This window comes from Pseudoalteromonas sp. S2755 (genome assembly GCF_005886535.1).
Classification (GTDB): Bacteria; Pseudomonadota; Gammaproteobacteria; order Enterobacterales; family Alteromonadaceae; genus Pseudoalteromonas.
Genome location: NZ_PNDS01000009.1, coordinates 19112 through 44492 on the forward strand (window position 1 = coordinate 19112; position 25381 = coordinate 44492).

Annotated in this window: 21 protein-coding genes; 11 read left to right on the forward strand and 10 right to left on the reverse strand. The window is 44.3% G+C overall.

Going from position 1 to position 25381, the window contains the following annotated elements; translation table 11 throughout:
• Positions 1–21 precede the first annotated feature (21 nt).
• From cysD to cysQ, 5 genes are read left to right on the forward strand one after another with little or no spacing between them, the layout of a single operon-like run.
• Positions 22–921, forward strand: coding sequence for a sulfate adenylyltransferase subunit CysD (gene cysD / locus CWC03_RS02110; RefSeq protein ID WP_128725822.1), 900 nt, complete (start codon positions 22–24; stop codon positions 919–921).
• Entirely contained in the window at positions 921–2336 is a 1416-nt protein-coding gene (gene cysN / locus CWC03_RS02115; protein WP_138580384.1) for a sulfate adenylyltransferase subunit CysN, read from the forward strand. Before cysD ends, cysN begins: the two co-directional genes overlap by 1 nt.
• A gap of 33 nt (positions 2337–2369) precedes the next feature.
• Positions 2370–4094 carry an SLC13 family permease gene (locus tag CWC03_RS02120; protein WP_026001080.1) on the forward strand — a complete coding sequence of 575 codons (1725 nt, stop codon included), beginning with the start codon at positions 2370–2372 and terminating at the stop codon, positions 4092–4094.
• An 11-nt stretch (positions 4095–4105) separates the two neighbouring features.
• Positions 4106–4702 carry an adenylyl-sulfate kinase gene (gene cysC / locus CWC03_RS02125; protein ID WP_010607813.1) on the forward strand — a complete coding sequence of 199 codons (597 nt, stop codon included), beginning with the start codon at positions 4106–4108 and terminating at the stop codon, positions 4700–4702.
• A 3-nt stretch (positions 4703–4705) separates the two neighbouring features.
• Positions 4706–5476, forward strand: a complete 771-nt coding sequence (gene cysQ / locus CWC03_RS02130; RefSeq protein WP_138580385.1) for a 3'(2'),5'-bisphosphate nucleotidase CysQ — start codon at positions 4706–4708, stop codon at positions 5474–5476.
• A 48-nt stretch (positions 5477–5524) separates the two neighbouring features.
• Here the strand turns inward: cysQ and CWC03_RS02135 are convergent, their stop codons facing one another.
• Positions 5525–6355, reverse strand: coding sequence for an arylamine N-acetyltransferase family protein (locus CWC03_RS02135; protein ID WP_138580386.1), 831 nt, complete (start codon positions 6353–6355; stop codon positions 5525–5527).
• A gap of 141 nt (positions 6356–6496) precedes the next feature.
• On the reverse strand, positions 6497–9154 hold the full coding sequence (locus tag CWC03_RS02140; RefSeq protein ID WP_249313922.1) for a putative bifunctional diguanylate cyclase/phosphodiesterase: 2658 nt from the start codon (positions 9152–9154) through the stop codon (positions 6497–6499).
• A gap of 156 nt (positions 9155–9310) precedes the next feature.
• Here CWC03_RS02140 and CWC03_RS02145 point away from each other — a divergent pair, with 156 nt between their 5' ends.
• Positions 9311–10291 carry an extracellular solute-binding protein gene (locus tag CWC03_RS02145; RefSeq protein ID WP_249313923.1) on the forward strand — a complete coding sequence of 327 codons (981 nt, stop codon included), beginning with the start codon at positions 9311–9313 and terminating at the stop codon, positions 10289–10291.
• On the opposite strand, the gene CWC03_RS02150 is transcribed toward CWC03_RS02145, so the two are convergent.
• Together CWC03_RS02150 and CWC03_RS02155 are read right to left on the reverse strand one after the other, a co-directional pair.
• The gene (locus CWC03_RS02150) at positions 10268–10930 is read right to left on the reverse strand and encodes a hypothetical protein (RefSeq protein ID WP_138580388.1); all 663 of its coding nucleotides are present in this window, start codon (positions 10928–10930) and stop codon (positions 10268–10270) included. The genes CWC03_RS02145 and CWC03_RS02150 overlap by 24 nt on opposite strands.
• An 84-nt stretch (positions 10931–11014) precedes the next feature.
• Entirely contained in the window at positions 11015–11284 is a 270-nt protein-coding gene (locus CWC03_RS02155) for a hypothetical protein (protein WP_010376248.1), read from the reverse strand.
• A gap of 198 nt (positions 11285–11482) precedes the next feature.
• Between CWC03_RS02155 and CWC03_RS02160 the strand changes: the two genes are divergently transcribed.
• Positions 11483–11851, forward strand: coding sequence for an RNA-binding S4 domain-containing protein (locus CWC03_RS02160; RefSeq protein WP_045962213.1), 369 nt, complete (start codon positions 11483–11485; stop codon positions 11849–11851).
• A gap of 268 nt (positions 11852–12119) precedes the next feature.
• Positions 12120–14855: an aconitate hydratase AcnA gene (gene acnA, locus CWC03_RS02165; RefSeq protein ID WP_138580389.1), complete on the forward strand. Its 2736-nt coding sequence runs from the start codon at positions 12120–12122 to the stop codon at positions 14853–14855.
• A 49-nt stretch (positions 14856–14904) separates the two neighbouring features.
• Here the strand turns inward: acnA and CWC03_RS02170 are convergent, their stop codons facing one another.
• Entirely contained in the window at positions 14905–15666 is a 762-nt protein-coding gene (locus tag CWC03_RS02170) for a hypothetical protein (protein ID WP_138580390.1), read from the reverse strand.
• A gap of 95 nt (positions 15667–15761) precedes the next feature.
• Here CWC03_RS02170 and CWC03_RS02175 point away from each other — a divergent pair, with 95 nt between their 5' ends.
• Positions 15762–16199: a hotdog fold thioesterase gene (locus tag CWC03_RS02175; RefSeq protein ID WP_138580391.1), complete on the forward strand. Its 438-nt coding sequence runs from the start codon at positions 15762–15764 to the stop codon at positions 16197–16199.
• 361 nt (positions 16200–16560) lie between these two features.
• Complete coding sequence (locus tag CWC03_RS02185; protein ID WP_138580393.1) at positions 16561–17646, forward strand: NAD(P)/FAD-dependent oxidoreductase; 1086 nt, start codon at positions 16561–16563, stop codon at positions 17644–17646.
• Here CWC03_RS02185 and CWC03_RS02190 read toward each other — a convergent pair.
• The 5 genes from CWC03_RS02190 to CWC03_RS02210 form a co-directional block, all read right to left on the reverse strand.
• The gene (locus tag CWC03_RS02190) at positions 17643–18182 is read right to left on the reverse strand and encodes a DUF4124 domain-containing protein (RefSeq protein WP_138580394.1); all 540 of its coding nucleotides are present in this window, start codon (positions 18180–18182) and stop codon (positions 17643–17645) included. The genes CWC03_RS02185 and CWC03_RS02190 overlap by 4 nt on opposite strands.
• Positions 18183–18195: 13 nt before the next feature.
• Entirely contained in the window at positions 18196–18963 is a 768-nt protein-coding gene (locus CWC03_RS02195) for a transporter substrate-binding domain-containing protein (protein WP_171040192.1), read from the reverse strand.
• 104 nt (positions 18964–19067) lie between these two features.
• A complete protein-coding gene (locus tag CWC03_RS02200; RefSeq protein WP_138523010.1) occupies positions 19068–19808 on the reverse strand; it encodes a phosphoadenylyl-sulfate reductase in 741 nt (246 codons plus the stop codon).
• Positions 19809–19846: 38 nt separating this feature from the next.
• The gene (gene cysI, locus CWC03_RS02205) at positions 19847–21568 is read right to left on the reverse strand and encodes an assimilatory sulfite reductase (NADPH) hemoprotein subunit (protein WP_138580395.1); all 1722 of its coding nucleotides are present in this window, start codon (positions 21566–21568) and stop codon (positions 19847–19849) included.
• Positions 21569–21612: 44 nt separating this feature from the next.
• On the reverse strand, positions 21613–23430 hold the full coding sequence (locus tag CWC03_RS02210; RefSeq protein WP_138580443.1) for an assimilatory sulfite reductase (NADPH) flavoprotein subunit: 1818 nt from the start codon (positions 23428–23430) through the stop codon (positions 21613–21615).
• A gap of 300 nt (positions 23431–23730) precedes the next feature.
• On the opposite strand from CWC03_RS02210, the gene CWC03_RS02215 reads away from it, so the two are divergent.
• Positions 23731–25341 carry an endonuclease gene (locus CWC03_RS02215; protein ID WP_138580396.1) on the forward strand — a complete coding sequence of 537 codons (1611 nt, stop codon included), beginning with the start codon at positions 23731–23733 and terminating at the stop codon, positions 25339–25341.
• Positions 25342–25381 lie beyond the last annotated feature (40 nt).

Here is a 25381-nt window from a genome sequence, read left to right on the forward strand (position 1 = left end):
TTTATAAGTAGGACATTAATCATGGCTTTAACCCATCTCCAGCAACTCGAAGCTGAGAGCATAAAGATCATCCGAGAGGTTGCCGCAGAGTTTGAAAACCCGGTAATGCTGTACTCGATTGGTAAAGACTCGTCGGTACTGCTTCATCTTGCTCGTAAGGCTTTCTACCCTGCGAAGATCCCTTTTCCTCTACTCCATGTTGATACCAATTGGAAATTTAGAGAAATGATCGAGTTTCGCGATAGATTAGCAAAAGAGTACGGATTTGAATTGCTTGTGCACAAAAATCCAGAAGGACTAGAGATGAACATCAGTCCATTTGTTCATGGTTCATCTAAGCATACCGATATCATGAAAACACAAGGCCTTAAGCAAGCGCTAGATCAATATGGCTTTGATGCGGCCTTTGGTGGTGCCCGCCGTGATGAAGAAAAATCTCGCGCAAAAGAACGGGTTTATTCATTTAGAGATAAACACCATCGCTGGGATCCTAAAAACCAACGTCCGGAGTTATGGAATACGTATAACGGTCAAGTGAACCCTGGCGAAAGTATTCGAGTTTTCCCATTGTCAAACTGGACTGAACTCGACATTTGGCAATATATCTACCAAGAAAACATTGAAATAGTGCCACTTTACCTCTCTAAGCCAAGACCAGTTGTCGAGCGTAACGGAACGTTAATCATGGTCGATGATGACCGTATGCCGCTTGCTGAAGGTGAAGTGCCTGAAATGAAATCTGTACGCTTCAGAACGCTTGGCTGTTACCCACTAACGGGGGCAGTTGAATCAGAGGCTGATACGCTCACTGGAATTATCGAAGAAATGTTGTTATCTACGTCGTCAGAACGTGAAGGTCGAGTGATTGATCATGACTCATCAGGATCAATGGAGAAGAAAAAGCGCGAGGGGTATTTCTAATGTCAACAGCAAATGAAGTGAAAGAATTAGGCATTGAAACCTATTTAGCACGTCAGCAGGATAAGAGCTTGTTGCGCATGATGACCTGCGGCAGTGTAGATGACGGTAAATCAACGCTGATCGGCCGTTTGCTACACGATAGTCATCAAATCTATGAAGACCAATTAGCTGCGCTACACAAAGACAATGAAAAAGTCGGCAATGCGGGAGAAGATCTAGATTTAGCGTTACTTGTTGATGGCTTACAAGCAGAGCGTGAGCAAGGTATTACCATTGATGTGGCTTACCGCTATTTCTCAACTGCGAAGCGTAAATTTATTATTGCCGATACGCCGGGACACGAGCAATACACACGTAATATGGTAACAGGTGCATCCACCAGTGATTTGGCCATTATCCTTGTCGATGCCCGTTATGGTGTGCAAGTTCAGACTAAACGCCATAGCTTTATCTGTGATTCACTGGGTATCAAACAGTTTGTTGTCGCGATAAACAAGATGGATATTGTCGACTTTGATGAAGCCGTATTTGAGCGCATAAAGGCCGACTATTTGAAATTTGCTGAGCAACTGAATGTGCAAGATATTCGCTTTGTACCAATGTCAGCACTTAAAGGCGACAATGTTGTAAATCGGTCAGAAAAAACGCCTTATTACCAAGACAAACCATTGCTGGAACTGCTGGAAGATTCTCCTGCGGCAGAGCCTAACCATAGTTTTGAAGCCCGTTTCCCGGTGCAATATGTAGTGCGTCCTAACCTAGACTTCCGTGGTTTCCAAGGCACATTAACCTCTGGTAGCTTAAGCGTTGGCCAAGCGGTTAAAGTATTGCCATCAGGTAAGACTTCAACCATCAAAGAACTCGTGACTTTTGATGGCAATCTCACCCAAGTGGAAACCGGGCAAGCATTCACTATCACATTAGCAGACGAAGTCGATGTGAGTCGTGGTGATGTGATTGTGCCTGCTGAGTCCACTGCTCAGGTGACGAACCAGATCACGGCTAAGCTGGTATGGATGCACGAAACACCACTACAATTGGGTAAAAGTTATAACCTTAAATTGGGTAGCAAGAAAACCGCGGCAATCGTGAAAAATATCGAGCACACTATCGATGTGAATACACTTGAGCACGGTCAAGCCGATTCATTGTCATTAAATGAAATTGCTATCGTGACCATCGAGCTGACAGAAAATGTTGTTGCGGATGAGTATTTAAATAATCGTGAAACTGGCTCGTTTATCTTAATTGATCGCCTATCAAACCTAACCATAGGTGCGGGTATGGTGGAAACGGTTGAAGCAGCAACAGCAACGTCCTCAAGTCAGTTTAGTGAATTTGAGATTGAGTTTAATGCATTAGTTCGCAAGCACTTCCCTCATTGGCAAGCGCTTGATATTTCGAAGTTAAAATAATGCAATTTAGCCTGTTAGTCGAGGTATGACGTCATTATGGAACAAGTCATTTTAACAGGCATTATGCTAGCGTTAGTCGTGTGTCTTTTTGCCACACGCATTAACGCTGCATGGCTATTCACAGGCGCAATCGCCACCAGTTATTTGACTGGCCTCATCGATCTTGAATCGATGCTGGTGAATTATGCGAATCCGTCTTTAATCACGCTTGTGTTACTTATCCTCGTTTCTATTGCGATTGAAAAAACAACCTTAGTCAAAAAACTCGCCCACTCAATGGCGCAAGGTAGTCTCGCAAAAGCGGTGATTAAATTGGGTTTATCCACCGCCTTTTTGTCTTCTTTTACCAATAACACGGCGGTGGTCGCTTCGCTGATCACTACCGTTAAAGAGAGCAAAACACACGCGCCTTCTAAGCTGCTATTGCCGCTTTCTTATACTGCTATTTTAGGTGGTACGTTAACGCTGATAGGTACTTCTACCAATCTTATTGTTAATGGCTTTGCCGTGGAAGCAGGGATGGCGCCGCTGGGCTTTTTTGACTTTACCTTAGTTGGCCTCGCCGTCCTGAGTGTTGGTTTATTGACCATCACGATTATGCTCAAATATTTGCCCGACAACGGCAAAAATAATGACGAGGTCGTGCCGTTTTATTTAGAAGGAAAAGTTGAGCCAAGCTCCAAGCTAGTTGGCCGCACGGTTGAAGAAAACGGCCTGCGCGATCTCAAAGACTTATTCCTTGCTGAAATCATTCGTGGTGAACGACGGATCTGCGCCGTTACGCCACAACAAGAAATTCTTGCTGGTGATGTTCTGCTATTTGTGGGCGACATAAACTCAGTGCCACTGCTACAGCGTTTCGATGGATTAAAGATAGTCCATGATAAACACGAGAAAGACGTTGAGCACTTGGTGGAAGTGGTCGTCAGTCAGTCTTCGCGCTTTCTTGGCAAGACCATTAAAGAGATCCGCTTTAGGGAGCAGTTTCATGCCGCTATTATTGCGATACGTCGTGGTCATGATCGCCTGCAAGGTGGGATAGGTCAGGTCGAATTACAAGCGGGCGACTCTTTAATACTAGCACCAAGCAGCGATTTTTATGCACTCCCCAATCTCAAACGCGAATTTGTGTATATTTCAGGCTTAGATTTACAAACACATCTATCTCGCAATAAGTCCAACACGGTACTTGCGAGTTTTGCGACAGTGGTTGGCCTTAGCATCTTTGGAGTTGTACCGCTGGTAAAAGGATTAATCGTTTTACTTGCCGCCCTTGTGGTGCTCGGTACAATTAAAGTCCCAGAGATGAAGCGCCGCTTTCCTATTGAGCTTGTCGCTATTGTTGGCAGTGCGATAGGACTAGCTAAGTTAATGATTGAAACCGGACTGGCAGCCGAGATTTCTTCAAGCTTATTGTGGTTGTTAGGGGATTTTGGTCCTTACGGTGCATTTATCGCCATTTTTGTGATGACTGTGATATTTACCGAGCTCATCACTAACAATGCCGCGGCAGCACTTTCATTCCCAGTGGCTTATGCGCTGGCAAGTGGTTTTGGTGTAAACCCACTGCCATTTGTAATGGCGGTAGCCTTTGGCGCATCCGCGAGCTTTATCTCACCTTTTGGCTATCAAACTAACCTCATGGTGTATAGCGCAGGCAACTATCGAATTCGTGATTACGTCACCATGGGACTGCCCTTGTCATTGATTTATTCAGCGACGGTACTGACTGTTATTCCATTTGTCTTTCCATTTTAATAGAGCAAAGTATGGACGAAAATATTGTTTGGCATAACTATGCCGTAGATAAAACAAAACGTAGCGAGTTAAAAGGTCATAAGCCTTGCGTGCTGTGGTTTACAGGCTTTTCTGGCTCAGGCAAAAGCACCGTGGCCAATGCACTTGAGCATGCACTGCAAGCTAAAGGCATACATACCTACCTCCTTGATGGGGATAATGTCAGGCACGGACTGTGTAAAGACTTAGGGTTCAGCGATGAGGACCGCGTCGAAAACATTCGTCGAGTGGGTGAACTCAGCAAGCTTATGGTTGATGCGGGACTCATGGTACTCACCGCGTTTATCTCTCCTTTTCAAGCAGAGCGAGACATGGTACGTAACTTAGTCGCAAGCGGCGAGTTTATTGAAGTATACCTAGATACGCCACTTGCAGTTTGCGAGCAACGAGACCCTAAAGGTTTGTATAAAAAAGCACGTGCTGGAGAAATAAAACATTTTACTGGCATTGATTCGGCGTATGAGCCCCCAATTAGTCCAGAAATATGTTTAAATACTTCCGAGCAGTCGCTGGAAGAGTCTGTCCAGCAGCTAATACACTATCTACTGTCAAAGAATTTAATAGGGTAAGTCATGAATCATACGGATCTGCTGGAAGAAGTATTAAATCTGAGTATTCGCGCTGGTGAAGCGATTATGGAGATTTATGCCAAGGACTTTAACGTTGAATATAAAGAAGATGAAAGTCCCGTCACTGAGGCAGATCTCGCTGCACACAAAATTATTGTTGCAGGCCTAAAGCTCCTCACTCCCGAAATGCCGATATTAAGCGAAGAAAGCGCGGGAATAGATTGGCAAGAACGCCAACAATGGCAAGAATATTGGCTGGTTGATCCCATTGACGGCACCAAGGAATTCATCAAGAAAAATGGCGAATTTACAGTAAATATTGCACTTATCAATAACGGCGAACCTATTCTCGGTGTTGTTCATGCTCCAGCACTAAATGAGAGCTACCTTGCAGAAAAAAGTATTGGCGCGTTCAAGCAAACGGGTGAAGCTCGCATAGAGCTAAAAGTCACAACAAAGCCCAATCAAGGCTTAATTAAGGTGGTCGGCTCGCGCTCACACCCTTCACCAGATTTAGCTGAGTACCTTACCCGTTTCGAGCAGGTCGACATGGTGCCTAAAGGTAGCTCACTTAAGTTATGTTTAGTGGCAGAAAGTAAAGCCGATGTTTACCCTCGCCTTGGCCCGACTTCAGAGTGGGATACCGGAGCCGGACATGCAGTGGCAAGTATCGCAGGGGCAAAGGTCAGCCAAGTGAATGGCGAGCCTCTGCGCTACAATCAAAAAGCCGAGTATCTTAACCCTTATTTTGTGGTTTCTAGGTTGGAAGACTAAGCGAGAAGGTGGTAATACCGTAAACTAATTCACGTAAAATCAGTCGAATTAACGTTCGACTGGTTTATTTGCGGCGCGAGTTAGGACTTTATCGTATACGCTTTTTAAAACTGCTCTTGGCGTTTCAAGCAAAAATGTCTCTTTTACTAACTGCTCTAGCTGAGCAAAGCTCTCCACTGTAGTCTCTGTAACACTGCCATCGCATTCATGCCATTCAAAATAGCTCTGATTACGCAGTAAATAACGGTGGCAATCTGTAATTCGAGAAACCACTAAGTTATTCACAAACGCCGCTTCAGGATGTTGATGGGAATAAAAGTGTGCCACTTCACAATCGGATTCGAACACCTCAGCAAGGTCGACATGATATAGAGTGAGCGGTGCTTCTCCCTCCTCTAACAAAGTCACTTTGACTGTGTCTGCTGTTTTTTGTACCTGATAAGTCTGCCGACCTTGGATAGTTAAGGCCTGATTGATGTTAAGCGGTACACGAGGAGACTTCACTCCAAACCCCACATCAATCAAATATTGCTCGCCATCCAAGTTAAGCAATGTCATTCGATGAGAACGAGGATTGGAGGGGCTACCATTTAGCATCACTCTCGCAAGAACTGGCCTTACTGTAAACCCAAGCTGTTGCAGCGCTAAAAATGCCACCTTGTTATGCTCAAAGCAGTAGCCACCTTGTCTTTTGCTCACTAAACGGTTAAATAGCGATAATGGGTCAAGCAACAGACGCTCACCATACATGGCATTTATACTTGAGAAGGCGTAGCAAGAGAGGTGTTTTTGTTGTAACTCGGTGACCAGCTCAATCCCAGCAAAGTGCTGTAACGATAAACTGCTAAGATATTGATTGATATTCGATTCTAATTCCATGACTGACTCCTAAAGTTGATGGAGGCAGGTTAAAACCTCAACCCATGTTAAGGTCAATAGGTATTTTTACTTTTTCAGCTATTATTTCTATCACCTAATAAGATGTCACTTTGTTATCCAAACCTCTGCTTACTTATTTAACTAAGCAAATAACTGATGCACTTTTTTATTCGGTGAAACAAGGCGTTTAGCTTCAGCCACAACCAGCGGCTTTGACATAAGATAGCCTTGTGTTTGATGGCAATAAAGCCTTGATAACGTATCAAGCTGCGCTGCTGTTTCAATGCCCTCAGCAGTCACGACAAGGTTAAAGCTCTGCGCAATCGCGCAAATTGCTTTAATGAGTTGCGTCGCCTTGCCGCCCTGTTCAATGCCTGACATAAAGGCCCTATCTATTTTAATGCCATCCACAGGAAGATGGTTTAACCGCGCAAGGCTGCTATAACCTGTGCCAAAGTCATCAATATAGATGCCAAACCCAGCTTGATGAAGTTGCTCCAGCGGCCCTATAAGCATGTTTTCCTCCGCCATCATGGCAGATTCTGTCAACTCAAGCTTAACTTGTTTCATCGCAACATTTTCATCTTCACAACGAGACACTAGCCAATCGATAAATTCCTGCGACTGGAGTTGCAACGGAGAAACATTAACCGCGACAAAAAGGGTACTGTCTCCTACACCATTGATAAAAGTGAGCGCCTGATCAAATACCCAACGACCAAGCTCTGAAATCTTCGCGCATTGCTCTGCAATGGGAATAAACTCAGCAGGACTTACTTCTCCGAGCGTCGGGCTATTCCAGCGCAGTAGCGCTTCGAACCCTTTTAAGTTCTGCCCTTTTTGACAATAAACGGGCTGTAAATTCAGGCTTAATTCGCGAGACATCACTATTGCCTGTAGCGCTTGCTCAATCTGGATCTTTCGACCTGCTTCGCAAGCGATAGCATTAGTGAATACATGATAAGTGTTCTTACCTCGCTTCTTCGCCTCATACATTGCAATATCAGCATCATGTAGTAGTTTCTCAGCATCGCAATGTAAGCACGGAACGGTAAAGTGGCGTACACCAACGCTACCACTTACACAATGACTGTTACCCTGGTACAGAAATGGCGCACGGATCCGCGCAAGAATATCTTCAAGCACCCCTTCAATTGGTTCATGTAGATGCTCATCGTAAATAAGGACAGCGAATTCATCACCGCCAAGCCGAGCAATATCGGCATAGCTACTAAGCAGCATACGCATTCTTGTTGCAAACTCGATAAGCAGCTTATCGCCGGCTTGATGGCCTAAGGTATCGTTTATTAGCTTAAAGCGGTCTAAGTCAATATATAGCAAAGTAAATTTGGCGCGTTTACGCTCACGGAGCTTATCAACCAAAGACACAAAGCTCTGACGATTTAGCAGATCGGTCAAGCTGTCATGTTGCGCTTTATATCGCAATTGTTCTTGGAACAGTTTAGCCTGAGTAATGTCCGTCACTCTCCCCTCATACAGGCAACTATCCGGTTGATGCAGCCAATGCCCAGAATGTCTAAGCCAGATATGCTCTCCCGATTCTGCTTTTGCTAACCACTCAATTTCTTGGTGAGCTTGCTTAGTGGCAACAATCTGGTTCCACTTCTCATGACACTCGGAATCTTGCATAAGTGCACTAAAGTCTGTATTTGGCGAAGGAATACGCCCACCAAAAAGTAACGCATTGAAAGCGGGGTTGGAGTCAATAATGTAGCCTCGGCGGTCTAGTACAAATAAACCTTCATGGCTATTAACGAATAAACTTTTATACTTACGCTCTGCAGCGACCTGTTGCTGCAAAGCCCCTAACCGTTTATTCGATTCGACTTGTAACCTGTGGTTAGACACCTCTAGGCTTTTAGTTCTTTCAACAACTAAATTATTGACGGTGTCATTGCGGTTTTTCAGCTGCCGTAGCTGGAGCCACACCAATAAAATACAAGCGGCAAAAATACCTAAAAAGAGCGCAATCAGTACACTATGGTTATTTAACCAACTTGGGTGTAAACACGCCTCATCATATAACTGCATGGTAATGGGCAAACCATAAAAATTAATGGTGTGTACCGCACTTGGCGTTAAATTATGAAGGTCGAAGCGCTTCTGCCAATCGGAGCTATAAATAACTTCTTTTTTTGAAGAGACCAATAAGTGTTGCATGCGCTGCTGATATAATTGGCCAAACAATGAATCCAATAAAAAAGGTAACTCAAAACTTAATCCCAGTAACGTTTTAAACTCTCCAAAACGAGGTTGCTCAATCAATACACTGAGTTTTTTCCTATTTGGCCAGACATAGGTCGTTAAGTCATTTTCATCCCGCTCTGCAAAAATATCTCTCTCAAGCACCTCCGCCTGCCCGACGGTCTGACCAACTTCAGACACAGGTGCGGCACGGGTAACCACCAACCATTGGTTAGCCTGTTTATCTAGATCGCCTCTAATTTTAAAGTCAAAATAGCCTCTTTCTCGCTGCACTTTCTCTAATATGGAGAATTGTTCAGGTGAAACCACTGCGTATGTTTCCATACTCAACCCTAAATTCGCCGTGGTAAGCTGTGACTGCGCTATCTCATAAAAGTCTGCATCTTGATGGGTGTTGAGGTAGGCGTCTATTGAATACAGTAGGTGAGCAACGTGTTGCAACTTACTATCCAGTAAGTATTCTAATCGTGTCAACTCCTGCGCACTTTTGCTTTCTGATTGGTTTTGGTAGTAAACATTCGCTATCAAGCCAACATATATCAAACAGGCGAACAACAAGATGAACCCCAACACAGGAAGCCTTCGCTTAAAAACCTGTTGAGTACTCTGGAGAATGGCATTTATAAAAACGCGTCGTTTAAGTCTGGACATCTTCATCGAACATTGTATGCTACACCCATTCGATAATAATTCTTATTTGCAATGAATAAAAGTAAACTTTTCCTTTTTTTGCTCTTTTGGGTACATTTTGGTCAAGCGGTTGCAAAGCAGCCCCACACCTCGCAAGTAAACGTCTATTCATTTAGAAAATATGAATTAATTCAACCTGTCCTCCAGGCATTTGAAAAAGAGACTGGGATCACCGTAAATTTAGTAAATGGTAAATCAGTACAACTACTTGAGCGTCTCAAAAACGATGGCGCCGACTCAAAGGCAGATGTGTTGCTCACCTCCGATCTAATTCAGTTGCATGATTACAAAGCACTACTGCGTCCTATCGACAAGATCACAAATTGGCAAGCAGTAAATCATGAACTCAAGGATGATGATAAGCGGTGGATCAGTGTTTCGATAAGGACACGCGCATTATTCCGTAAAAAAGGCGTTTCTACGCCTTTGCCCGTGCGCTTTTCGGATTTAGATAAAGCGCTTTACAAGGGTAAGTTTTGCATTCGACAGTGGTCTCATAGTTATAACTTGACGTTAGCATCAAGCCTCTATGCTTCTTCAAATAGCAATGACTCCTCATGGCTCAACCACGCTAATACGCTATTAGCAAAACGCCCTGTGGGAGGAGATAGAGATCAACTAAGAGCGCTTGCACAAGGTCAATGTGAATTTGCACTGGCGAATCACTATTACTGGAGCATGATGCAGCACTCCGAAAATAAGCGCGATAAGGCACTTGCCGAACAGCTAGAGATCCACTTCCTGAAAATGCACTCGGGAAAAACGCCTATTTCTACCACCACGGTTGCGATAGCAAAGCACTCACCCAATGCACACAATGCCGAGTTATTTATTGATTTCTTGCTGAAACCGAGTACTCAGTCCATGTATGCTAATTTGCTTCATGAATATCCTGTGATTCAGAGCTCGCAAACGGCTCCGGCTCCGTTTGTTCCCGCCACGAAACAGGTGAAGCTCGGCCTGCAGCAAGTGTCACGAGCCCAGCGAGTTATTAACTCACTCAGCAAAGATCACTTGTAAGTCACAGTTAAATACTGGTACTGGTCCATCGAAAAGCTGCTGGCGGGTAAATGTTTTTGCAGGCTTGGGCCCCTGTAATGTCTGCACTGTATGTTCACGCTCGGCATACACTTGCTGGTAGGGGTGCTGTTCGGGTTTCTCACGCCATGTGAGCGTGAGATGTTTACTTTTATAAGTCCAACGCCCCCGATACTCAGTGCCAACCTGCAGCCAATGACCATTGGGTTTCAGCTGCAATTGGATAGAATCGTCTTTGCATTGGTGAGCAAATAATAGATCTGGCAATGCTTGAACAGCTCTGTTTTGCACCAGATACAACCCCGCGTTATTCGGTGTATAGCGGTGCCCTTCCATATTAAACTCTGAAATCGTCAGCGTATCAAAACCTATCTTTTTCACCACATATTCGATATCCCTAAGCCACTTGTCGCCTGAAGTCATCGGTGGAATATTTAATTGTGCACTCTCATATTGTAGCGGTACGGGAAGCTCGGTAAAACGATAATGAATATCTCGCTTTTCTAACGCTTGAACTAAGTTAGCTCTAGTACCTTCATCAAGACCGGATTCAAAGATATGTAGGGTTTGGGTGCTACAGCCACTCAATAATAAAGTAGCAATTGCGAAAATACGTTGCATTGTCATCCTTGGTGTTACGCCTCAGTTTGAAGTGCACCTAATCTGGGAAGTACACTTCAACCTCAGTCTTATTAATACTTCAAATTAACACCTAGACAACCAATTTTCAACAGACGCTTTTGGGTAGAGAATATCTTTAAACAATCGATGCTGTTGATGACGTAGGTGCCGCTCCTGACTTGGCAGTCCGGCTTGCACCTGACTATGATGCTCATTAAATCGAGAGATGACCGAAAGCTTATCCTTAGCTTGAGTAAGAGACTCATTGACATAGTGACGTACATCATCCGCGGTCATTAGATCAGTCTTATCTACGTTCATAAGCTCTTTTCTTAATGCTGTGCGAATACCCATCGTTGCCTCCATAAAATACTGATAAAAACAAATCGCGTGGTCGGCCTGCAAGATACACACCAAATGCTTCAATAATGTTAAAGACCCCGGATTTAACGAAAAAGTTTCGTCATTGACCGCTGTAATTTTATATACTGTGGTATAAGGCAATCAGACAATGGCTGTGTTAGGTAAATACGGTATATTGAGGTTATTAAAATGCAAGATGGGTTTATTGAAATTGAGCTCGAAGAAGAGCCAATAGAATTATGTAACCTTTTGAAAGTACTGGACTTAGCAGAAACTGGCGGACATGCTAAGTTATTGATCACTGAAGGTTATGTAGCAGTCAACGATGAAATATGTACACAAAAACGTAAAAAGATTTATTCAGGCGATATTCTGCATTTTGATGGTGATGAATTTCATTTAACCTTAGCACCTGATGCTACGCCGCAACCGCGAGCAGTTGCCACTCCACGCGCCGAAACGGCACCAACGCCGAGTAAGAAAAAACGACAAAAGTCAGGAAAATCTTACACACAAGTAGACAAAAATACAGGCCGAAAACCCATTTCCTTCGGCTGACAATTCAACATGCTGATGCATTTAATTACAAAAATGCTCACCTTTTTAGTGCACCTATGCTTCGCGAAAGTGCACTTCCCCCTTGAAAAAGTCCCCAATCAACACTAGGACTATAGCAGTACAAAAAAACGGCAAGTCTGCAACTGGTACATTCTATGCACCTTGTTTTGCATTTTTAGAACAAAACCAATTCACTTAATTGGATGCTCTACTTTCCTCTAAAATAGAGCAAATCTTAAGTGCAGCTGGTATAAGGAAAGGGTCAAGCATGAATAACTCATATAACACCCTGACTCAGCTTACCGTCGGCGAGCGTCAGGTCCATATTCACTCACTTCCAGCTTTAAGCGATAGAGCAAGAAGATTACCGTTTTCGCTCAAAATTTTATTGGAAAACTTACTGCGTCATGAAGATGGCAAAAACGTCACTGCACAAGACATTGATGCCTTACTCAACTGGAAGCCGGAAGATAAACCCAGTAAAGAAGTTGCTTTTACGCCCGCGCGCGTCGTGATGCAAGACTTTACAGGCGTACCGGCCATCGTGGATCTTGCAGCAATGCGTGACGCCATGGCAAAACTTGGTGGCGATCCAAATAAAATCAATCCCTTATCACCTGCTGAAATGGTCATAGACCACTCAGTACAAGTAGACGAATATGGCCACGATGGTGCCTTTGATCTTAATGCCAAGCTAGAGTATCAACGCAACAAAGAGCGTTATGAATTTTTGCGCTGGGGGCAAGGCGCGTTTGATAATCTAAAAGTGGTGCCACCCGCAACCGGGATCGTGCACCAAGTTAACCTAGAGTATTTAGCACGTGTCGTATTCGAGAAAGAAATCGACGGTATGCCATTCGCTTACCCTGATACATTAGTGGGTACTGACTCTCATACCACAATGATCAATGGCCTTGGCATTTTGGGTTGGGGCGTAGGCGGTATCGAGGCCGAGGCCGCTATGCTTGGCCAACCAATTTCACTGCTCATTCCTCAGGTCGTTGGTTTTAAACTTGAAGGACAGTTGCCTGAAGGCACAACCGCAACAGACTTGGTACTCACCGTGACACAAATGCTACGTGAACATGGTGTAGTAGGTAAGTTTGTCGAATTCTTTGGTGATGGTTTAGCAGACTTACCACTTGCTGATCGTGCTACCATCGCCAACATGGCACCTGAATATGGGGCAACCTGCGGTATTTTCCCCATTGACAACGAAACCTTGGAATATCTGCGACTAACTAATCGTGATGAAGAAAAAATTGCACTGATAGAGGGTTATGCTAAACATCAAGGTATGTGGCGAGAACCCGGTGACGAACCACTTTACACCGATGTACTAACACTAGATTTAGCGACAGTGGTTCCGAGCCTTGCAGGTCCAAAGCGCCCACAAGATAGAATTCCTCTCAATGACGCAGGCAAAACAATTCAAGCCCATTTGGGTGAATTCCAGCATGAGCGCAGTGAAAAAAATGCCGTGTCAGATCAAGATGAAGCTCGCACTGTTGGTGAAGGCGGGACTTCTCGAGTTGATCAAGATGAGCCCGCAACGCTTGGCGTCGGTAAGGTTAAATTTAAAGATCAAGAGTTTGAATTAGTCGATGGCGCCTGTGTTATTGCCGCCATCACAAGTTGCACAAACACCTCTAATCCAAGTGTTATTCTTGCCGCAGGTCTTGTTGCACAAAAAGCAAAGGCACTTGGCTTAAAACCTAAGCCTTGGGTGAAAACCTCATTGGCTCCAGGCTCAAAAGTGGTTACCGATTACCTAAAACAAGCTGACCTCTTAAAGCCGCTTGCTGAACTCGGCTTTGACTTAGTCGGTTATGGCTGTACAACTTGTATCGGCAACTCAGGTCCATTACCAAAAGAAATTAACGAAGCGATCGTTAAACACCAGCTAGTCGTCAGTTCCATCTTATCAGGAAACCGTAACTTTGAGGGGCGGATCCACCAAGACGTAAAAATGAACTTCCTTGCGTCGCCGCCGCTTGTCGTTGCCTATGCACTTGCAGGCCGCACTGATATCGATGTCTACAATGAACCACTGTGCCAAACCGATGATGGGCAGGATGTATTCTTAAAGGACATTTGGCCATCGGTCTCTGAAGTCAGTGAACTTGTGTCTCAGACTGTCACACAAGCCATGTTTGAGAAGAACTATGCAGACGTTTACCAAGGCGACCAACATTGGCAACAAATCGCGGTAAATCAGAGTGAGCGCTATGATTGGCAAGATAGCTCTACTTATATTCGAAAAGCCCCTTTCTTTGATGATATGAGTAAAGAACCACCTGGGATCCCAAGTATCAAAGGCGCACGCTGTCTTGCTAAACTGGGTGACTCAGTGACGACTGACCACATTTCTCCAGCAGGTAATATCAAGGCCTCGGCACCAGCTGGGGAGTATTTACAAGCACAAGGAGTGACACAAGCTGATTTTAATTCGTATGGTTCGCGTCGTGGTAACCACGAAGTCATGATGCGAGGTACATTTGCAAACGTGCGCTTACGTAATCAATTGGCTCCAGGTACCGAAGGTGGCATTACCCGCCTATTACCCGAGGGCGAACTTATGAGTATTTTCGATGCTGCTGAGCATTACCAGCAACGTAATACGCCACTCGTTGTGCTCGCGGGCAGTGAGTACGGCACGGGTTCATCACGAGACTGGGCTGCTAAAGGATCTTTACTACTTGGGATTAAAGCCGTACTTGCTAAAAGCTACGAACGTATTCACCGTTCGAACCTCATTGGCATGGGGGTGCTACCACTACAATTTAAATCTGGTGATGGCCACGAAGAGCTAGGATTAACTGGCGAAGAAGAGTTTGAAATCGAAGGAATATACGATACATCAACCGAAGTGATAGTTACGGCAACAAATGCGGATGGCAAAGAAATCAAGTTTTCGGCGGATATCCGGATAGATACCCCTAAAGAGTGGGAGTACTACCAACATGGTGGAATTTTACAGTATGTCTTAAGACAAATGCTATAGGCCACTTTTAGCAATACTGTAATGGAAAAGACGGCACTGGCCGTCTTTTTTAAAACCTGCGAGTATAGATTAGCGTAATTGTATCGATGCCACCATCATCAAGCGCACTGCCAATTCCAAACTTCAGCGCCGATTGTGAACTAAACCAATAATCGGTCTGCAATTCCACTACCGACTGATCAAAATCATCTTCACGTAATCGAGCTGCTACAGACACTTGCCAGTCCTTAGCCAAATAATAACCGGCATGGATCTGCCAAAAGTCGATATCGGCTGCAACTTTTTGCATTTTTACATCCCATCCAACACCGTTATCAATTTCAGTGTAACGGAAAAATGGTGCTATTGCAGTTTCTGTTTCTCGTTCATCCACTCCGTCGTTATCAAATTCTGAGCGCTCACCGATGAGCGTAACACCAAACTGCATATTCTCACTTACAAAGCGCCCCACTTGTACCAGCGCAATTGTGTCTCGCGTCGCAGTAAAAAGCGCAGAGTCATCTCTAAATTGAGTTACATCAACGGCAACTCGCCAATCTCGTCCAATAAAGAACTCAGCATCAGCTTGATAAAGGTGCCAATCATCATTTTTAAAACCACCTACAGAGAAGTTATTACTCTTTTGCAGATACCCCTGTAAACCGTAGGGTGTACCATCATTCTCTAACTCAGTAAGGTAGTGTCGATACTGAACACCTAAGAATCCATCCTCAATTTCTAAAAACTCTCCGAAGCCAACACTGACTTCGTGAGAGTTGGCGATACTAAAACCTGAATAACATAACAGTCCTATCAGTGATAATGCTTTCATACTTTCCCCTTTAAGTTAATGAAACGATTGTAACTACGAAAAAAAATCGCCATAGTAAAAAAATGTAAGCATATGTATTCAAAAGAGAGACAAGTATGGCAATCTGGTTTAAACCCGTAAGTGTAGAGTCATGCAAAAAGCTGGAAGATGGCATGACAGGTAAAGGTACGCTTATGAAAACGTTAGGGATAGAAATCAGCGAGGTGGGTGACGACTACTTAGTCGCGACTATGCCCGCCATTCCTGAACACCATAACCCTATGGGTATGGTCCATGGCGGCGCAAACGTTGCTTTAGCGGAAACCGTTGCAAGTTACGCAGCAAACTTTGTTGTAGATACCGAACAATTCTACTGCGTAGGACAAGAAATAAATGCGAATCACTTAAAGGCATCAAGAACTGGCATGCTCACAGCCATTGCTAAGCCTGTACATCTCGGTAAACGTTCTTCTGTATGGGAAATCCGTATCACTAACAGTCGCAATGAGCTGTGCTGCATTTCCAGAATGACCGCTGCAGTTGTATCACGCTAAAACTTGATCTATCACAACTACGAAAAACCAAACCCACCACATTATTATTGCAACACAAAGAATAGTGAGGTGGTACTGTGTCAACTCAAAAGCTTTGGCCTCTGCATATGCTCATGGTGGCGGGATTAATTTTCACGGGCCACACCATGTTAACGAGCGGCTGGTTGAATACTCTTGGTCCGAGCGGTTTTATAATTGGTGCGAGCTGTGTCGCGCTCGGTCTCATTTGTTCTTTACCGACTAAAATATATCTGACCATTTTGCTGATGCGCCGAGAGCGCCACGATTAGCGTATACCAGCTTGATATTGAGCTAGTTTTACTGCACCCTGAGCGTCTACGTTTATAAAGGTACTCAGTTTGTGGAAAAGGTCGACACCCTAATTATTGGCGCTGGCGTTGTAGGCTTAGCAATAGCGGCAAAGCTCAGCCATAGCCGCAGCGTTATTGTTATTGATAAAGAGTCTCGCGTTGGTGAGCATACGAGTAGCCGAAATAGTGAAGTGATCCACGCAGGTATTTACTACCCCTATGGTAGTTTAAAACACCAGCTATGCGTGCGAGGGAAAGCACTTCTTTATACACACTGTGAGCAGCTAAACATTCCCTATCAGCGACTCGGAAAATTCATTGTCGCGACAAACGACGAGGAAGCGCAAAGCCTAGAACAAATTAAGGCTCGTGCCCATGCTAACTCTGTTACAGATATTGACTTTGCTTCATCCAAACTAATCAAGCAACAGCTTAGCTATTTGAAAATACATAGCGCACTATTCTCCCCCTCCACCGGTATTTTAGACAGTCACCAATTTATGTTGTCACTCATCGCTGAGATTGAAAGTAATGGGGGGATTGTCGCAACACAAAGTGAGTTTATTCACGCACAGCAATTAGGCAGTGATTTTATTGCTACGATGCGCTGCGATGGCGAGCGGTTCGAAATGGGCTGTGGTCAGCTGATAAACAGCGCTGGGCTAAACGCCCCAGATGTGCTCAATAAAATTACCGATAATAGCAACAAAGCCATTGCCTATTATTGTCGTGGTCGTTACTATCGCTATCAGGGAAAACACCCTTTTCAACAGCTCATCTACCCTCTACCTAACACGCATGGATTGGGCGTACACGCGACATTAGATTTAGCTGGACAGCTTAAGTTTGGTCCTGATACCGACTATATTGAAAACATTGATTACCAGTTTGATGATTCCCAAAAAGCGCGCTTTGTCGCCGCCATAAAACGATACTGGCCAACTCTGGATGAGAGTCGACTGACAGCGGATTACACTGGAATAAGACCCAAATTAAGCAAAAAAAAGCAAAGTGACTTTGTAATTCAGTTCGAGGCAACACATGGAATATCAGGCTTTGTTAACTTAATGGCGATTGAATCACCAGGATTAACCGCGAGTCTCGCCATTGCAGAATATATTGAACAACGACTTTAGCGCTGGTTTTCCTCCAGCGCCTTTTCAAGCTGTTTCGTTCGATTATCCATTAGCTGTTGGACGTTTTTCGCGTCTTCCATCACCTGCTTTACCACTTTTGGATTTAATGCCGTTGGTAATGCCGAAGCGGTTTCTTTACTTGCGACTTGCTCTGGTTGTTTATTCAAAATGCTTGTGTCTTCGGCTGCGATCACGGTAATTTTTCGCTCGTCTAATTGGTAATGCTGCGACTCGCCGTTTGGGTTGGGTTTATCTGAGTAATGCCATTGTCCTTTGGCGTCCTGCCAACGATACACTTGTAGCAAAGGTGTAGGCTGTTGAGTGTCGTCACTCACTAGCTCCTTAGTGTGTGTTTTCACTTTCTCAAGCGCTGTTACACTTTGAACTGTTAATTCTGTTACCTGCTGCTCAACCTTGTTGGTCAACGAATTTACACTTAACCATGGCTTGCCATCAGGGCGCTTCAATACAAATAAACTGGCTAACGCCACCAACATTATCATAATCATCAAGTAACTTGCGGCTTTCATCTTCATACTCTGACTTTCCTTAGAGCCCATACTTTAACAGTATCTGCTTAAATTGCTCAGTTTTTTTGAAGTCGGCATAAAAGTGATTAAAGTCATCACACAATTTTTTCGCTCTTTGAGTGCGGCCAAACTGCAATTGCAACGGCGCCACATCAGAGACACCGTGCACGCTAATCGTACTTTTGAATACTGGATATTTCAGCTGTAACCAACGCAGCGTTGGTTCGCCAACAATAGAAAAAGCGAGAGCTTTGTCACTTCCGCCTGCAAGCACGGACAAGATATCAAACTCTGAGTAATAGTCTTTGCGCTGTAGCAAGTTATTATCAAAAGACAGCTCTAACTGAGGGTATGTATAGCCAAATCGACCTAAAAATAAACGTTCATTTAAGCCATTTATATCAAACTTCCCACTCTCCTTGTGTGTAACAAATACATCTTCAACCGCATAAATTGGCTCACTCCAACACATTTGCATTGTGCCACGATACCAATGTTCAGACTCCATACGCACATCAACATTCCCTCGTTCAATTGCTATGGAAGAACGCTTTTCTGGATAAACCAGATAATGTGCTTGGTAGTGATATTGAGCTGAGAATAGCTCAAAAATATCGATCAATACTCCCTGCTCTCGATCGTGCTCAATAATAAAAGGAGGATAATACTGAACTGCAAAGTTGATAAACGTTTTGTTTTTTTGTGCTGATTTAGCGTGACCAGCAAAAGACAAGATACAACTAAGTAGCAATAATAAAATCGTCTTTGGAAAGTAGGTCAAAGCCACCTCCAAGACCTTGAACAAATAATAGACTAAGTATGACCGATCGCTGGGAATTTCCAAGTCAAAAAACCAGCCACACTCAAATCTGCTAAATGGACCTTGGGGGTCTAAATACCATCACCATCGATATGCAGCCCACACTCACGATTCAAACCGAAGAAGCGTGTTTCTTCCTCTGTCATGCCGGGCTCAAGCTTACGGGTGGTGTGAACATCCCCCATAGAAACGTAACCTTGTTCCCAGAGCGGGTGGTAAGGTAAATCAAATTTTGTAAGATATTGATACACATCACGATTATGCCAGTCAATAATAGGATAAAACTTGACTGTGCCGCGGCTGAGCTCAACGATTGGCTTATCCGCACGTGTTGAGGATTGTTGACGACGTAAGCCACTGAACCAAGTGCCAGCGCTAAGTTCACGCAACGCTTGAGTCATTGGCTCAACTTTATTCAGTGTATTGTATTTTTTAATACCCTCTTCGCCTTGCTCCCATAATTTACCATACACCGCTTCTTGCCAAGCCGGGCTCTGTTTAGCACGATATACCTTAAGGTTGAGTGCCAAACGCTCTGACAGTGATTCAATAAATTGATATGTCTCAGGAAACAAATAACCTGTATCGGTAAGTACCACGGGAATATCAGGCTGCTGCTGGGTCAAAAGATGTAACATAACCGCAGCTTGAATACCGAAACTAGAAGACAAAAAGTGAGTATCCGGTAAGTTTTCCAGTGCCCAAGCCACTCTCTGCTCGGCAGTTTTATCACTCAGCAGGGCATTAGCATCCGCGAGTAGCATCTGCTGAGTTGCACTGTCCAGAGTCAATATTTGCTTAAAATCACTCATTTTCTCATCCAATGGGCAGCAGAGCTGCCCGTTCTAAATCAAGCATGGAAATCAGTTTTTGACACTTTGACTTCCGCAACAATTTCTTTGCGGATGACATAGTCACCAAAACATTCGTCTTCGTTGCGCTCACTGACCCACTGACCAATCAACTCATCTAGCGCTGGCAGGAAGACGTCTTCGCCGACATTCTCTAAGTACAATTTAGGAATGCGAGTACCGGCGCGGTTACCACCCAAATACATATTGTATTTACCAGGACCTTTACCCACGAATCCAACCTCAGCTAGCATCGCTCGACCACAGCCGTTAGGGCAACCAACTACACGAAGGATAATATTCTCTTCAGCAACCTCATGCTTGGCGAGCAACTCTTCTACCTTTGTCACAAGCTCAGGTAAGTAACGCTCTGCCTCAGCCATCGCAAGTGGACACGTCGGTAACGATACACATGCCATTGAGTTCTTGCGCTGCTCTGAATGCTGGTTATCTATCAAACCATGCTCGCGGGCAATTTGTTCGATTTGCGCTTTATCTTCAGCTGCAACTCCAGCAATTATTAAGTTTTGGTTTGCTGTCATGCGGAAATCCCCTTTGTGGATCTCTGCAATTTTGCGACAACCTGTTTTAAGCGGCTTATCTGGGAAATCTAAAATACGGCCATTTTCGATAAACACCGTTAAGTGATGCTTACCATCAATACCCTCAACCCAACCAAAACGGTCACCACGGTGGGTGAATTCATAAGGACGGCTTGGCTCAAATTTCATACCGGCACGGTTTTCAACTTCCGCTTTAAACGCTTCAGTGCCAAATGTATCTAGCGTATATTTAGTTTTTGCATTTTTACGGTTTACTCGGTTACCCCAGTCACGTTGCACAGAAACCACATGCTCAGCAACGGCAAGTGTATGCTCAAGTGGAATAAAGCCAAGGTCATCTGCTTTACGTGGATAGGTATTAACGTCACCATGAGTCATCGCCAAACCACCACCCACAAGCACATTAAAGCCAACTAGCTTGCCTTCATCTGCGATAGCAACAAAGTTGAGGTCATTGGCATGTACATCGACTTCATTGTTCGGAGGGATAGTCACAGTGGTCTTGAACTTACGTGGTAAGTACGTATCACCCAAAATCGGCTCTGCCGTTGTCTCGGTTTTTTCACCGTTCAACCAAATTTCAGCGTAAGCTTTGGTTTTTGGTAGCAAGTGCTCTGAAATTTTAGCCGCCCACTCGTACGCTTCTTGGTGTAACTCAGACTCGACCGGGTTAGTTGTACATAACACGTTGCGGTTTACATCACCCGCCGTCGCAATAGAATCGATACCTACACTATTCAGCAGCTGGTGCATCCCTTTGATGTTTGGCTTCAATACACCGTGGAACTGGAAAGTTTGACGTGTAGTCAGACGAATGCTGCCATACATGGTTTTATCCGCCGCAAACTCATCTATCGCCAACCACTGATGTGGTTTTATGATACCGCCAGGCATACGAGCGCGAAGCATCACGTTATGCAGTGGCTCAAGGCGTTGCTTAGTGCGCTCTGGGCGGATATCTCGGTCGTCTTGCTGATACATACCGTGGAAACGGATCAATTGGAAGTTATCCGCAGTAAAGCCGCCGGTTAGCTGATCGGTCAGATCCGTTGAAATTGTGCCACGCAAGTGGGCACTTTGTGACTTCAAACGCTCATTATCAGAAAACTTTGCGCTTGCATCGAGCTTACTATTCGGTTTGATTTCAGAGTTGCTCATTGTCTTTCCTACATTAAAATTGGCTGACGGTATAACAAGACGCGTTAGTAAACGTCTTTCTGATAACGGTTTGCGCTACGCAATGCTTTAAGATATTGCTCAGCTTGTTCATCATCTTTCCCTCCATGGGTTTTAATGATGTCGATAAGTGCTTGGTGTACATCTTTGGCCATTCTGCTAGCGTCACCACAGACATAAAAATGGGCGCCCTTTTCAAGCCATGCAAATACAGCTTCGCCCTTCTCGCGCAGTCTATCTTGCACGTAAATCTTTTCTGCCTGATCACGGCTAAATGCCAAATCTACATGTGTTAATAAACCCGACTTTACATACTTTTGAATTTCTACTTGATAAAGGAAATCTTCCGTAAAGTGTGGATTACCAAAGAACAGCCAGTTTTCACCCTCTGCGTCACGCGCCTCACGCTCTTGCAAAAAGGCTCTGAACGGTGCGATACCTGTACCTGGGCCAACCATGATCACAGGTGTGGCATTGTCCGCTGGTAATCTAAAGTTATCGTTCTGCTCACTGAATACTTTCACTTTCGTACCTTCTTCAGCACGATTCGCTAAATAACCTGAGCAGCCGCCAAAATGCTTTTCACCAAAGGTATCAAATTCAACTAAACCTACGGTTAAATGCACCTCTTCTTCCACCTCAGCTTGGCTTGACGCGATAGAGTACAGGCGCGCTTGTAATTTGCGACAACAATCAACTAGCGCTTGCGCCTCAATGTTGGCAGGATTTTGCTTAATCACATCAAAGATTTGACGCTCTTCAATATAAGCACGCAATGCCGCTTTATCGTTTGCAAGTGCGCTTAGTTCCTCATTCCCAGTCGCAATCGCATACTTTTCAACAAAGCCAGGATACGACTGTGTTAGCTCAAGATGTTCAATTAACGCCGTTTCCAATGAAACGGTGAGTTCACCTATTTTTACGGTTTGTGCTTTGTCGAGTTTTAAGACATCGATCACCGCCGCCACTTCTTGTGGGTCATTTAAGAAATACACGCCAAGTGAATCACCCGGCTGATAAGTGATATCAGAACCTTCAAGGGAAATTTCAATGTGACGCACATCTTTGCTTGAGTTTCTGCCGGTGATCTTTTGTACCACACTCAGCTCAGCCGCGAATGGGTTTTGCTTTGTATATTGGCTCGCTGCGGTCTGAGGCGCACCAAACGGCATGCTGATAACGTTACCACCACCTGCTTGCTGCTGAGCTTTAAGCGCAGGCTCTAATGCATCTAGCGCCTGTGCGATCCACGCCTCAGCTTCAGCCTCATAATCCACATCTAAGTCAGCTCGCGGCACAACAATTTCAGCGCCAAGCGCAGCCAAGCGCGCTTCAAAATCCTTTGCTGTTTGGCAGAAGAATTCATAACTTGAATCACCAAGGCCAATCACTGCTTGCTTTACACCTTCCAGTTTAGGCGCCTTCTTACCGGCTAAGAATTCATGCAATGCTTCTGCATCTTCTGGTGGCTCCCCCTCACCGTAAGTAGAGACAGCAATCACTAAGAACTTCTCTTTCTTCAGGTTGGCAGGTTTGTAGTCAGCCATATTGACCAACTTAGTCGTCAAGCCACGCGCTTCTGCCTGAGCTTTAATTTGGTTTGCAACCCCTTTTGCGTTACCGGTTTGTGAACCAAATAAAATAGTTAGAGGTGCAGACTCGTCAGCGCCCGCTGTTGCTTGTCCAGCAATACCTGATAATGCAGCTGAATTTGCGGTTGCAGCTAAATAGCCACTCACCCATGCCTGTTGGATTGGATTTAACTCTCCAACTAAGCCTTGTAGTTTTTGCAGTTGTTCATGTGTCAGCGGACTTGCTGCAGCATTAAGTTGACTTAACAACATCATGGATCCCCGTACCCAAAAGGTTTTGCTTGCTCATTGCATAACTGGCTCGCACAGAGCGTAGCCTACTTTTATTAGCGTGAAGCATACGTGGCAAATTGAGAGATCAAAAAGAATAGAATCTGCTTTTATATTCCTTTTAGTTATTGAAGATTGAAAAGTCCAAAGAAAACAGATTAAAAGAAGTTCGATATTTAACCGTTAAAAAGTTTAACATTACCGTAACAGTTTTGATGCAAAATCAAACTGTCATACACAGACAAATCAATAATACAGATAATCATAATAATGAGACTAAAAATGAAACACGGGAAATATATAAACCTAATACTCAGTTCTTATTGCTCAATACTCAGCTTAAGCGCTGCTGCAGAAGTTACAAATGGCAGTTTCGAGAGCTGGAGCGGTCAAGTCCCTAGTGGATGGACGACGATAGACTCGGGCATCACACTTAGCTCGGTTACGACACCAATAAAAGACGGTAACCTTGCCGCTGCGGTGCAGGTAACCACAGCAACGCAAAGTAGCACTGACTTACAACAGCAAGTAAACGTTGAAGCGGGTAAAAGCTATCAATTTAGCACTTGGATCTATCACACGGAAGGCGGCGTAAAGGCTCGACTGGTGGTGGATGGCTATCATGGCTATTCAGATCAGTTCAATGTCGGACAGTGGCAACAACTTAGCTATACCTATACCGCAACGGCAACCACGGCGATTAATGTTGGCTTACGCTTTTACGATGGCAGTGGTTTTGACGGCAATGAAACTGTCTACGTTGACGGCTTTGGTCCAACTTCTACCACACCAGAGCCGCCTCAAAGCTGTCAAAATAATAGTGTCACTCTCGCTTTGATGACCGATAATTATGGTAGCGAAACTAGCTGGCAAATCACTAATACCGCAAACACAACCGTTGCTAGTGGTAGTGGCTATAGCAATAATCAATCGGTAAATGAAAACCTATGCCTTAGCGACGGTAGTTATACCTTTACGATTTTAGATAGCTATGGAGACGGAATTTGTTGTACCAATGGTAATGGCCAGTATACCTTAACGCATGCAGGTACCACACTCGCTTCCGGCGGCCAGTTCAGTAATCGTCAAGATCATACCTTTGCGCTTGGCACAACCACACCACCCCCTTCAGGCGATGGTTACTATGCCTCTGCTGCTGGACTTAGCGGTTATGCACTGAAAACAGAGTTACACCAGATTATTCGTAACCACCAATCACAGGGTTACTCTGCCATTTGGAGCTTTATCGATCAGAACGAGCGCGATCGCCATTTTGAAAAAGATAACAGCATCTTAGATCGCTACTCTGAAAAGCCAACGGCAAATGATAGTATTAACTATGTTTCTACAGGATCCCAGTGCGGCAGTTACAGAAGCGAAGGCGATTGCTATAACCGAGAACACTCCTTCCCCAAATCTTGGTTTGGCGGTCAAATAGAACCGATGAATTCGGATATCCATCATATTTTTGCTTCCGATGGCTATGTAAATTCAAAGCGCAGTAACTATCCATTTGGCGAAGTAGGAAGCGCTTCTTATACCTCTAGCAATGGTAGTCGCTTAGGTTCAGCATCTGGTATTAACTACAGCGGTACTGTATTTGAGCCAATTGACAATTTCAAAGGCGATTTTGCTCGTGTCTACTTTTATATGGCAACGCGTTATCAAGATGTGATTGCAAATTGGCAAAGTAATACTAGTTACAGCAATGCGGTACTCAATGGCACCCAGCACCAAGTCTTCGAAACTTGGGTGGTCAACATGCTAAAAAGATGGCATAACGAAGATCCTGTCGATGCTCTAGAGCAAGCACGCAATCAAGCGGCTTATGAATTTCAGGGTAACAGAAATCCATTTGTAGACCATCCGGAATTTGTCGAAGCAATTTGGTAACGATAAATAAAAAGAAATAAAAAAGGCCAGTTACTGGCCT